This is a genomic window from Streptomyces sp. SAS_272 (assembly GCF_052543235.1).
In genome coordinates this window covers 29,090-40,284 of sequence record NZ_JBMNDR010000030.1, presented here as the reverse complement: position 1 = coordinate 40,284, position 11,195 = coordinate 29,090, and the positions used below count along the sequence as shown (strand labels likewise).

Sequence of the window (11,195 nt, the reverse complement as noted above, 5' to 3'; positions counted from 1 at the left end):
CCGGTCGTCCTCGGCCCGCGCCAGCCGGTACCCGGTCTCCAGGAACGCGCGCAGGGCCTCCGGCGTACCCGCGTCCAGAGCCCTCCCGGCCTCCCGGACGACCGCCTTGCCGGAGGTCTTGTCCGCCAGGATGCGCGCGATCGCGACACTGTCGTCCTCGGCCCGGGCGAGGCGGAAGCCGGACTTCAGGAACGTGCGCAGGGCGTCCGCGGTACCGGCGTCCAGAGCCTTTCCGGCCTCCCGGACGACCGCCTTGCCGGAGGTCTTGTCCCCGAGGATGCGCGCGACCGCGACGCGGAGGTCGTCCAACGACATGTCGTCCACGGGCGTGTCCGTCGCCGCCCCGGCGGTCGTCGCGGTCGCCGTCGTCGCCGCGTTCACCGTCGTCGCCGCCCCGGCGAACGCCGGGGTGGCGAGGAGCAGGGCAGGGGCCAGGGCGGTGGCCGTGACGAGCAGGGCAACGCGGTGCTGTCGCATAGTCGTGTTCCTCCGTGATGTGGCGGTCGCTGCGAGGATCCTCGCCCTCGTGCGCCACGTGATGCACTGCCGGAAACCGGCAGTCCCCGTCGGCTTTCGATGCCGTGTTCGCACATCATCGAACTGCGCGGAGGGATTCTCAACTCCCTTTGACCGCAGCGAGGTTGCCCGCGACGCCCATCGGCCGGCGCCGACGCGCGCGAAGCGGCGGGCCCGGCCGACGGGGAGCCGAGGGACGACCGGCCGGGGCTCAGCCCGGCCAGACGATGGCCTGCACCTCGCTGTAGGCGTGCAGCGCGTACGAGCCGACGTCGCGGCCCACGCCGCTCTTCTTGAACCCGCCGAACGGGGCCTCCATGTTGCGGCCCACGGTGTTGACGCCGACGCCGCCCGCCCGCAGCCGGCGGGCCACGCGGAAGGCGCGGCCCACGTCCGCCGACCAGACGTAGTCGATGAGGCCGTAGTCGCTGTCGTTGGCGAGGGCGACGCCCTCCTCCTCGTCGTCGAAGGGCACGACCGTCACGACGGGACCGAAGATCTCCTCCCGCACCGCCCGCATGTCGTTCGTGCAGTCGGCGAGGACGGTCGGGGCGACGTAGAAGCCGCGTTCCGGCGCCGGGCGTTCGCCGCCCGCGACGACCACCGCGCCCTCCTTGCGCCCCAGTTCGACGTAGGACTCCACCCGGTCCCGGTGCGCGGCCGAGATCACCGGGCCGACCACCGTGTCCGCCTCCCTCGGGTCGCCGACCTTCAACCGGCCGGCGTAGAGCGCGAGTTGCTCCACCAGTCGGTCGTACACCCCACGCTGCGCCAACACCCGCGTCGGAGCCGTGCAGATCTGGCCGCTGTAGAAGGAGAACGTGGTGCCGATGCCGGCCACCGCCGACGCGAGATCAGCGTCGTCGAAAACGACCGCGGCGCCCTTCCCGCCCAGCTCCATCAGCTGACGCCGCATGTCCCTGCCGCACACCTCGGCGATGCGCTGTCCGACGGCCGTCGAGCCGGTGAAGCTCACCATGTCGACGTCCGGCGAGGACACCGCCGTCTCGCCGACCGCGACCGCGCGTCCGGAGACGACGTTGACCACGCCGCGCGGGACGCCCGCCTCCTCCAGCGCCTCCGCCATCCGGTAGACGGACAGGGGGTCCTGCGGGGCCGGCTTCACGACCACCGTGTTGCCCATGGCCAGGGCGGGCGCGACCTTCCCCGCCGGGTTCGCCCACGGGTTGTTGTACGAGGTGACGCAGGCGACGACGCCGACCGGCTGGCGCACGGCGAGCGCGCCCATCACGCTCGCCTTCCCCGCCCCCACCGCCTGAAGGGCGTGGGAGGCGCCCCCGCCGGCCTCGTTGATCTGCGGGGGGATCGGCCACTCGGCGGGCTCCATACGCGCGTACCGGCGGAAGCGGGCCGCGGCCACCCCGACCTGCATCGCGCGCGCCGTCCCGGTGGTGGCGCCCGACTCCGCCTGCGCGAGTCCGGCGTACGGCAGCAGCCGGGCCCGGATGAGGTCGGCCGCCCGGGCCAGCACGGCCGCCCGCTCCTCGGGCGGGGTGCGCGACCACGGGCCGAGGGCCTCGCGGGCCGCCGCGCAGGCCTCGCGCACCTGATCGGGCGAGGCCTCCGGCGCCCGGCCGACGGTCCCCTCGGTCGCCGGGTCGACGACCTCGTAGTGCCCGCCGTCGGGCTCGACCCAGTCCCCGCCGACGAACAGTCGCTGCGCTGCGTCGGCGACCGGTCTCTGCGCGCCGCTCACCTCGTGCTCACCGTCCTGGTGTCCCGCCCCGAGCGCAGCACCCGTCCGGGCACGGCGCCCGTCACCACGTCGTCGCGGATGGCGGCCACGCCGTTCACCCACACCGCGCGCACCCCGAGGGCCTTGGAGTCCAGCCGCGGACTGTCACCCGGCAGGTCGTGCACCAGGGTCGCCTTTCCCGCGTCGATCCGCTCCGGGTCGAACAGGACGAGGTCGGCATGGAAGCCCTCCTGGACACGGCCCCGTTCCCGCAGCCCGAACAGCCTCGCCGGGTCGTCCGTCAGCATCTTCACCGCCTGCTCCAGTCCGGCCAGCTTCCGGCCGCGCAGACAGTCGCCGAGGAAGCGGGTGGTGTAGGGCGCCCCGCACATGCGGTCCAGGTGCGCGCCCGCGTCGGACCCGCCCAGCAGGACGTCCTCGTGGTTCCAGGTCTCCGCCCGCAGGGCCCACGAGGCGGGGTCGTTGTCCGTCGGCATCGGCCACAGGACGGTGCGCAGCGCGTCGGCGGCGCAGATCTCGACCAGGCACGCGAAGGGGTCCAGACCGCGTTCGGCGGCCACGTCCCGTACCACCCGGCCGGTGAGGCCCGCGTTGGCCGCGCTGTAGGTGTCGCCGATGACGTAACGCCCGAAGTCGGTCAGCCGGCGGAAGACGCCCGCCTCCTTCGAGTCCGCCCGCCGCAGCATCTCGGCCCTGACGGCCGGGTCGCGCAGCCGTTCGATGCGCTGCGGGACCGGCAGGGCGAGGACCGGCCCCCAGCCCGGGATCAGGTTCAGCGCGCAGAACGTGCCCAGGGACATGTTCATCGGCGTGAGGATCGGCATGGTCAGCGCCACGACCCTGCCGCCCGCCTTGCGCGCCCGTTCGCTCGCCATGAGCTGCCGGGGCACCCGTTCCGGCACGGCCGCGTCGACGGTGAGGACGTTCCAGTTCAGGGGGCGTCCGGCGGCGGCGCTCATCTCCGCGAAGAGATCGATCTCGGCGTCGCTGAACTGGTCGAGGCAGCCCGCCACGATCGCCTCGATCTGCGTGCCCTCGTGCTCGCCCACCGCCCGGGACATCGCCAGCAGCTCCTCCGGCCGGGCGTGGCGGGAGGCGACGGGCTGCCCGTCCCCGTCGGAATGGGTCGAGGACTGGGTGGTGGAGAACCCCCAGGCGCCCGCGTCCATGGCTTCGTGCAACAGCTGGACGATCTGCCGCAGTTGCTCCTCGCTGGGCTGCCCGCCCACCGCGTCCGGGCCCATCACGTACCGGCGCAGCGCGCAGTGCCCCACCATGAAGCCGGCGTTGACGGCGATCCGCCCCTCCAGGGCGTCCAGGTACTCCCCGAAGCCGCTCCAGCTCCAGGGCGCGCCCTCCTCGAGGGCGACCAGCGACATGCCCTCCACCTTGGACATCATGCGGCGGGTGTAGTCGGCGTCCTCGGGGCGGTCCGGGTGGAGCGGCGCGAGCGTGAAGCCGCAGTTACCGGCCGCGACCGTGGTCACCCCGTGGTTCAGGGACGGGGTGGCGTACGGGTCCCAGAACAGCTGGGCGTCGTAGTGCGTGTGCGGATCGACGAACCCGGGCGCGAGGACCAGGCCGGCGGCGTCCTCGGCGGTACGAGAATCCTCGGTGACCGTGCCGACCACGGCGATCCGCCCGTCCCGGATGCCGACGTCGGCCGTGAAGGCGGGCGCACCGGTCCCGTCCACGACGGTCGCCCCTGTGATGACGTGATCGAGCACGAGGGCCCCTCCTCAAACTCCGATGCGGTGGCGCCCCGAGGGGGCGCGGGCTGTGTCGGTGTGCGGCTCCGCCGCGTGGGCGCGACCGGCCACGACGGATCCGCAGCCGCCGAACGGCCCGCACGCCCACGGCGCGTACGCGCCCTGCCGGTCCGCGACGGCGGCTACGCGCCCTGCCGGAACCGGGTGGTGCGGTGCACGGGATCCGTGTCGATCTTCGGGATCACATGCTCCCCGATCAGCCGGATCGTCTGCAGCGTCTCCTCCTTCGGCACCCCCACCGGCAGCCCGAAGGACAGCTGGTCGGCGCCCGCCTGTTCCCACCGCTTGCACTGCCGCGTCACTTCGTCGGGGTCGCCGCAGATCAGCAGCTCCTCCTCGATGAGCAGTTCGACGAACTCGGCGTTGTACTCGGGAAGGGTCTCCGGCCAGACCGGGAAGCCCTCGGGCCGCGGGAAGGTGTCGTGGTAGCGGAACACCAGCGAGGGCAGGTAGTGCAGTTCGCCCTCGACGGCGATCCGGATCGCCTCGTCGTGGGTGGGCGCGCAGATCGCCGTCGTCGTCACCATCACGTTGTCGTTGACGAAGTCCCCGATGGGCTCGGCGTTCACGACGGCCGTCTTGTACTGCTCGAGCACCCACTCCATGTCGGAGACCTTCTGGATGCTGAAGCCCAGCACGCCGAGGCCCTTGCGGGCGGCCATCGCGTACGAGGGCGGCGACCCCGCCGCGTACCACATCGCCGGGTGCGACTTCCCGTACGGCTTCGGCAGGATCTTGCGCGGCGGGAGCTGCCAGTGCTTGCCCTGGAAGCCCTCGTACTCGTCCTGGAGCCACATCTTGGGGAACTCGGCGACGGTCTCCTCCCAGATCTCCTTCGTGTGGTTCATGTCGGTGATGCCGGGGAGGAAGCCGAGGATCTCGTGGGAGCCGGCGCCGCGGCCGGAGCCGAACTCGAACCGGTTGCCGGTGAGGTGGTCGAGCATGGCGACCTTCTCGGCGACCTTCACCGGGTGGTTGACCTGGGCCAGCGGGTTGAAGATGCCCGAGCCGAGGTGGATGCGGTCGGTCGCGTGGGCGAGGTAGCCGAGGAAGACGTCGTTGGCGGAGAGGTGCGAGTACTCCTCCAGGAAGTGGTGCTCGGACGCCCAGGCGTACTTGAACCCGGACCTGTCCGCCTGGATGACGTACTCGGTCTCCTCCATCAGCGCCTTGTGCTCGGCGAGCGGATCGGTCTCGGCGCGCTTGCCCACGTATCCCTGTACAAAGAGCCCGAATTCCAAGGAGGTTCACCGTCCCCGGTTCTGAAGTCCACGGATTTCTGCTTCTGACGGGCTTCCGCCTCGGACGTCACTGCTTCTGACGGGCCGTCAGATCGATTGCCCGACTGTCGCACCACCCGCCGGGAGGGTCAATAGCTGACGTACAGTCAGATGATGGAGACGCCCGCGAGCCATCCCCCGTCGATCACGAACGGCTGCCCGGTGATGTAGGAGGAGTCCTCCGAGGTGAGGAACAGCGCGAGGCGGGCCACCTCCTCCGGGCGGCCGATCCGGCCCAGCGGGACGAGCTTGCGGTAGAGCCCGTCGATGGCCTTCGCGCTCTCCTCCCGGTCGGCGTCCGGGTCCAGCAGCGAAGGGTTGGACATCGCGGTGTCCACGGCGCCCGGGCACACGGCGTTGACCCGGATGCCGCGCGGCGCGAGCTCCAGCGCGGCGACCCGGGTGAGCCCGAGGATCGCGTGCTTGGTCGCCGCGTACGCGCCCACCGCCGCCATCCCGGTCACCGCGGTGTACGAGGCCGTGTTGACGATCGTGCCCCCGTCGGACATCACCGGTGCGACCGTCTTGACGCCCAGGAAGCAGCCGACCTGGTTGACCTTCACGACCTGCATGAACTCGTCGAGAGGGGTGTCGGTGAGCGCGTTGAAGCGCAGGATGCCGGCGTTGTTGACCAGGCCGTCGATGCGCCCGTACGCCTGCTGCGCGGCACGCACCGCCGACTGCCAGGCCTCCTCGCTGCCGACGTCGAGCGGGACGTACAGGGCGCCGATCTCCTCGGCGAGCGCCCGGCCCTGCTCCTGGAGGACGTCGGCGACGACCACCTCGGCCCCCTCCGCCCGGAACAACCGGGCCTCCTGCTCCCCCTGGCCGCGCGCGCCGCCGGTCACGAGGACGACGCGTCCGTCGAGCTTGCCCATGCCGAACCCCTTCGCATCGCATCACTGGAGCTCAGCATCGTACCGCCGGAACTGACGCAGCGTCAGGTATGCGGCCCGCAGGGTCGGCGACTGCCAGAGATTGCACAAGCACACATCATGTGACTTGCGGGTAGGGACATTTGACTCTGTCCACAGGGTGGGGAAATCCCCAATACTCCTCCACGGAAAGGCAAAGCGACCCCCAAGGACGGAGACACGGTATGGCCAAGAGGAGACTGAAGAACAAACGAGTCCGGTACGTGGCGATCGGGGCGGCGCTCGCCACCGGCGGAGCCGTCATCACCCTGCTCCCGTCGGCCAACGCGGCGGACGCGAAGACGCCGGACCAGATCATGCGGATGTGCGAGCGGTCCAAGGTCGTCAACGGCAAGCAGCGGTCGGTGCGGGACTTCAACGGCGCCTTCGCGGACGGATTCGAAGCCGACAACTGCGACTACGTCGAGACGAATTTCGAGACCTTCGACGGCCCCACCGAAAAGGCGTCCGTCGACTTCCCGAACTGCGAGCCGAACGCCACCGACCCGGCGAAGGTGTCCGTCACCTGGACGGCCTCGGCGGCCCAGGGCGAGGGCACCTACAAGGCGACCCAGCAGGGCGGCGGCGGCGGTCTCTTCGGATTCCTCAGCGGATCCTGGCTCAAGCACAAGGGCACCCTGGAGATGACCGTGAAGTCGGCCACGGCCGGCGCCACGGAACAGCGGGAGGTGCCGGTCGGCAAGGTGCTCCACATGGAGTTCACGCCGAAGCTGCAGCGCATGACCGGCGAATGGCGGGTCCGAAAGGACGCCAGCGAGGGAAGCTTCGCCGTGAACCCCTCCCCCGAGGAGAACTTCGCGGCGCCGGACGTCGTCGAGGGTCCCGTGATCCTGCCGGGCGCGGCGGGAGCGCCGGGCGTCGTGGACGGTGTGTCCAAGGCGGTCCTGGAGGACTGCTGACCCGCAGAAACCCGTGAAATACCAGGTCTACACGTATGTCACCCTCAGGAGAAGCCATGACCGCCCCCACCCCCGCCCCCACCGCCCCGACCCGCCGCGCCAGAAGCCACCGCGGCCGGAAGAAGCGCGTCACCCTCGCGCTCGCCCCCGTGGCGGCCCTCGCGGTGATCATCCCCGTGATGAGCCGGGCGGGCGCCGCGACGCCTTCCCAGGTGACCGCGGACTGCGCGGCGGACTCGGCCGAACTGGAGAACTGCCAGTTCGTCGACGTCCAGTTCAAACAGAACAGCCTCGGACCGAATCAGCGCGTCTCGCCGGTGACCGAGAACTGCGGCGCGACGACCGCCGCCACGAACAGCTTCGCCGTGAGCACGTCCGTCACCCGGACCGTCCAACTGGAGGACGGATTCACCGCCAACGCCGACACCAAGCTCGGCAGCTCGCTCTTCGAGATCGGCGGCAAGTTCAGCAGCACCGAATTCAACATCACCCGTGACGACAAGACGACCGGCCTCGCGTTCAGCCGTTCCGACACCGTCCAGCCGGACAGCATCGGCTTCTTCATGTGGTCCGCCAAGCGCACCGACGTGAGCGGCTTCCTCCGGGCCACCTACAAGAAGGAACAGGACGGCCAGAAGGTGTTCTTCGCGCCGAGCGAGGGCGCCGCGACAGTGCACGTCTTCTATCCACAGATTCTGAAGAACGGCACGCCCGACGGCCGGCTCTGGCTGCGCAACGTCAAGTGTGGGACACCCGAGGCCAACGGAATCCAGAAATCGCAGAACAGCCTCAGGGCCGAGCCCGGATTCGATCAGGGCGGCGGGAACGTCTCCGATGTGGAAATACCGCTGACAGAGATATCGCCCTCATAGCTTTTCATTCGCGAAGCACGGGCGCGGCCGGTGGGGCTCCCAGCCACCGCAGGACCGCGTCCGTGCCGCCGCGGGCGTCGAGCTTGGCGTAGATGTTGCTGAGGTTGTTGCGGACGGTCTTCTCGCTCAGCCGTAACCGCCGCCCGATCTCCTGCGCGCCCAGCCCGGTCGACAACAGCTCCATGACCTGCCGCTCGCGCGGCGAGAGCAGCCTGCGCCGCCGCTCGACGGCGTCATCGGCCATGGGCATGCGCCGGGCTCCCTCCCGCAGCGCGTCGCACGCGGAGTGCGAGAGGAAGGCGTGCCCGGCGGCCGCCGCCATCACGGCGGAGGACAGCAGGTAGGCGCAGCAGTCGTCCTCGACGACATAGCCCGCGCCGCTCCGGAACACCTCGACCACCGTGTCGGTGTCCCGGCGCGGGCTGACGACGATCACCGGGACGCCGGCGTCCCGCAGCTCCCCGAGCAGGACCACCGGGTCCTCACAGCGCAGGACCACCGCGTCCGCGTCCGCCGGGACACGGAAGGGCGGCGACAACCGGACGACCCGGCCCACGTACGGGTCGTCCGGGGCAGGCCAGTCGTCGTAGGGCCAGTCGTCGTACGACCGGTCCTCGTAGGGCCCGTCCTCGGTGGGCCGGTCCTCGGTGGGCCGGTCTCCCGGCGGCCGGTCGCCCCGCGCGCAGACGAGAGCGACACGGAGGGGCCGGGAAAGGCGCTCGGGAGGTCGCACTTGTCGGGTCCTTCCGCCGAAGCCGCCACGTTCTGCGTTCGTACATACGCGGCGCGGCGAACCCATGTTCAAAAGTTCAAGAACGCTGTCAGACAGGTGCTCCCGACCGGTTCGCCGGAAGCGGGTCGCCCTCCGCTCCCAGCAGCGGCGCGACCTCCGAGCCGAACGCGGTGATCTGGTCGACGAGTTCGGAGCGGTCGCGGCAGCGGAACCGGACCTGGATCTGGTCGACGCCCATCGCCGGGTAGGCGCGCAGCGACGCGGCGAGGGCCTGCGGAGGCCCGGTGAGGGTGCGGCGGCCGACGTTCCAGGAAGGCGTGCCGACGTACAGGGGCTCGGTGATGGCGCCGACGGTGAACGGCCCCTCGACGCCGGCCTCGGCGCGCAGCCGCCCGATCCGCTCGATCTGCGCCGGGAGCCGGTCCCTCGGGTCGCCCTGGGGCAGCCAGCCGTCGCCCTTGAGCGCGGCGCGGCGCACGGCGGCCGGGGAGGAGCCGCCGACCCACACGGGGACACGGGCCTGGGCGGGACGGGGCCGCTGCCCGAGCCCCTCGAAGTCGTACGCCTTCCCGTGGTGGGAGGGGAACTCGTCCGGCCCGAGGGCGGCGCGCAGGGCGTCGATCGTCTCGTCCAGGACCGTGCCGCGCCGCTCGAAGTCGGCGCCCAGCGCCTCGAACTCCTCCCGCACGTGCCCCGCGCCGACCCCGAGGACCAGCCGGCCTCCGCTGAGGTGGTCGAGGGTCGCGTACTGCTTGGCCGTGACGAGGGGGTGGCGCAGACCGACGACGGCGACGTGGCTGAGCAGCCGGACGCGGGTCGTCACGGCCGCGAGGTGGGCGAGGGTGGCCACGGGGTCGTACCAGACCGTGCTCATGGCCTCGGCCAGCCGGCGCGGGATCGCCACGTGGTCGCAGGCGGCGACGTAGGCGAAGCCGGAGCGGTCGGCGGCCCGGGCGATCTCGACGAGGTCGGCGGGGCCGGCGTCGGCCTCCCACGGTTCGGCGAACATCGTCGACTGGGACTGGACCGGGAGCTGGATGCCGTACGCGGGGCTCACCGGGGGCTCCACAGGCCGTCCTCGGTCAGCCCCAGCAGCTTGATCGCGTTGCCCCGCACGATCCGCTCCACCACGTCCGGGGCCAGGTGTCCCATCTGCGCCTCGCCGACCTCCCGCGACTTGGGCCAGGTGGAGTCGGAGTGCGGGTAGTCGGTCTCGTAGAGGACGTTCCCGGCGCCGACGGAGTCGAGGTTGCGCAGCCCGAAGGCGTCGTCGAAGAAGCAGCCGAAGACGTGGTCGGCGAACAGCTCGGACGGCGGCCGGTGGACCTTGTCCGCGACACCGCCCCAGCCGCGGTTCTCCTCCCACACCACGTCGGCGCGCTCCAGGATGTAGGGGATCCAGCCGATCTGGCCCTCCGCGTACATCACCTTCAGGTTCGGGAAGCGCTCGAACTTGCCGCTCATCAGCCAGTCGACCATCGAGAAGCAGCAGTTGGCGAAGGTGATGGTGGAGCCGACGGCGGGCGGCGCGTCCTCGGACGTGGACGGCATACGGCTGCTGGAGCCGATGTGCATGGCGACGACCGTGCCGGTCTCGTCGCAGGCGGCGAGGAAGGGGTCCCAGTAGTCGGTGTGCACGGAGGGCAGGCCGAGGTGCGGGGGTATCTCGGAGAAGGCGACCGCGCGCACCCCGCGGGCCGCGTTGCGACGGACCTCCGCGGCCGCCAGCTCGGCGTCCCACAGCGGGACGAGGGTGAGCGGGATCAGCCGCCCCCCGGCCTGCGGGCCGCACCACTCCTCCACCGTCCAGTCGTTGTAGGCGCGCACGCACAGCAGGCCCAGCTCACGGTCGGCGGCCTCGGTGAACGTCTGTCCGCAAAAGCGCGGGAAGGTGGGGAAGCAGAGGGCGGACTGGACGTGGTTGACGTCCATGTCGGCGAGCCGGGAGGGGACGTCGTACGAGCCGGGGCGCATCTGCTCGTAGGTGATGACCTCCAGCTTGATCTCGTCCCGGCTGAAGCCGACGGCGGTGTCCAGGCGGGTGAGCGGGCGGTGCAGGTCCTCGTAGACCCACCAGTCGCCGATCGGGCCGTCGTCGCCGGGCTCGCCCATGACGGGCTTGAAGCGGCCGCCCAGGAAGGTCATCTCCTTCAGCGGGGCCCGGACGACGCGGGGTCCGGTGTCGAGGTACCTCTTCGGCAGGCGGTCCTGCCAGACGGTGCTCGGCTCCACGGTGTGGTCGTCGACGGAGATGATCGGCGGAAGCGGCGTGGCGGCGGGCGAGGACGCGGACGTGGCGGCCGGCGAGGCGGCGGATGAGGTGTCCATGGAAGGCACGGTAGCGCCGATCTGACGGTGCGTCAGCTGGCGTGCGGCCGCCGCCTGCCCGCCGACGGTGGCCGGATGTGTGCGCGAAGACCGTGCCGGGCCGGTGGACTCCCGTCGCGCCGCACTGTGATCGGCGTCTCGCGCGA

Annotated in this window: 10 protein-coding genes; 2 read left to right on the top strand and 8 right to left on the bottom strand. The window is 71.3% G+C overall.

Features of this window, described 5'->3' with window-relative positions; genetic code table 11:
* The 5 genes from ACN6LD_RS18685 to ACN6LD_RS18665 form a co-directional block, all read right to left on the bottom strand.
* On the bottom strand, positions 1–477 hold a 477-nt coding region (locus tag ACN6LD_RS18685; RefSeq protein ID WP_445043780.1), incomplete at its 3' end, for an ALF repeat-containing protein.
* Positions 478–727: 250 nt separating this feature from the next.
* The gene (locus ACN6LD_RS18680) at positions 728–2,233 is read right to left on the bottom strand and encodes an aldehyde dehydrogenase family protein (protein ID WP_445043779.1); all 1,506 of its coding nucleotides are present in this window, start codon (positions 2,231–2,233) and stop codon (positions 728–730) included.
* Positions 2,230–3,960, bottom strand: coding sequence for an N-acyl-D-amino-acid deacylase family protein (locus ACN6LD_RS18675; protein WP_319190971.1), 1,731 nt, complete (start codon positions 3,958–3,960; stop codon positions 2,230–2,232). The genes ACN6LD_RS18680 and ACN6LD_RS18675 overlap by 4 nt, the downstream gene beginning before the upstream one ends.
* A 164-nt stretch (positions 3,961–4,124) precedes the next feature.
* Positions 4,125–5,243 (bottom strand): LLM class flavin-dependent oxidoreductase, encoded by a 1,119-nt coding sequence (locus tag ACN6LD_RS18670; RefSeq protein WP_373430353.1) that lies wholly within the window; start codon positions 5,241–5,243, stop codon positions 4,125–4,127.
* Positions 5,244–5,389: 146 nt separating this feature from the next.
* Positions 5,390–6,160 carry an SDR family NAD(P)-dependent oxidoreductase gene (locus ACN6LD_RS18665; protein WP_319190969.1) on the bottom strand — a complete coding sequence of 257 codons (771 nt, stop codon included), beginning with the start codon at positions 6,158–6,160 and terminating at the stop codon, positions 5,390–5,392.
* A gap of 221 nt (positions 6,161–6,381) precedes the next feature.
* Here ACN6LD_RS18665 and ACN6LD_RS18660 point away from each other — a divergent pair, with 221 nt between their 5' ends.
* Together ACN6LD_RS18660 and ACN6LD_RS18655 are read left to right on the top strand one after the other, a co-directional pair.
* Complete coding sequence (locus ACN6LD_RS18660) at positions 6,382–7,116, top strand: hypothetical protein (RefSeq protein ID WP_319190967.1); 735 nt, start codon at positions 6,382–6,384, stop codon at positions 7,114–7,116.
* Between the two features lie 56 nt (positions 7,117–7,172).
* A complete protein-coding gene (locus ACN6LD_RS18655) occupies positions 7,173–7,988 on the top strand; it encodes a hypothetical protein (RefSeq protein WP_445043778.1) in 816 nt (271 codons plus the stop codon).
* A gap of 4 nt (positions 7,989–7,992) precedes the next feature.
* Here the strand turns inward: ACN6LD_RS18655 and ACN6LD_RS18650 are convergent, their stop codons facing one another.
* From ACN6LD_RS18650 to ACN6LD_RS18640, 3 genes are all read right to left on the bottom strand, one after another.
* Positions 7,993–8,721 (bottom strand): response regulator transcription factor, encoded by a 729-nt coding sequence (locus ACN6LD_RS18650; RefSeq protein ID WP_445043777.1) that lies wholly within the window; start codon positions 8,719–8,721, stop codon positions 7,993–7,995.
* Positions 8,722–8,809: 88 nt separating this feature from the next.
* The gene (locus ACN6LD_RS18645) at positions 8,810–9,730 is read right to left on the bottom strand and encodes an LLM class F420-dependent oxidoreductase (RefSeq protein WP_445043792.1); all 921 of its coding nucleotides are present in this window, start codon (positions 9,728–9,730) and stop codon (positions 8,810–8,812) included.
* A 44-nt stretch (positions 9,731–9,774) separates the two neighbouring features.
* Positions 9,775–11,049 carry an amidohydrolase family protein gene (locus ACN6LD_RS18640; protein WP_319190963.1) on the bottom strand — a complete coding sequence of 425 codons (1,275 nt, stop codon included), beginning with the start codon at positions 11,047–11,049 and terminating at the stop codon, positions 9,775–9,777.
* Positions 11,050–11,195 lie beyond the last annotated feature (146 nt).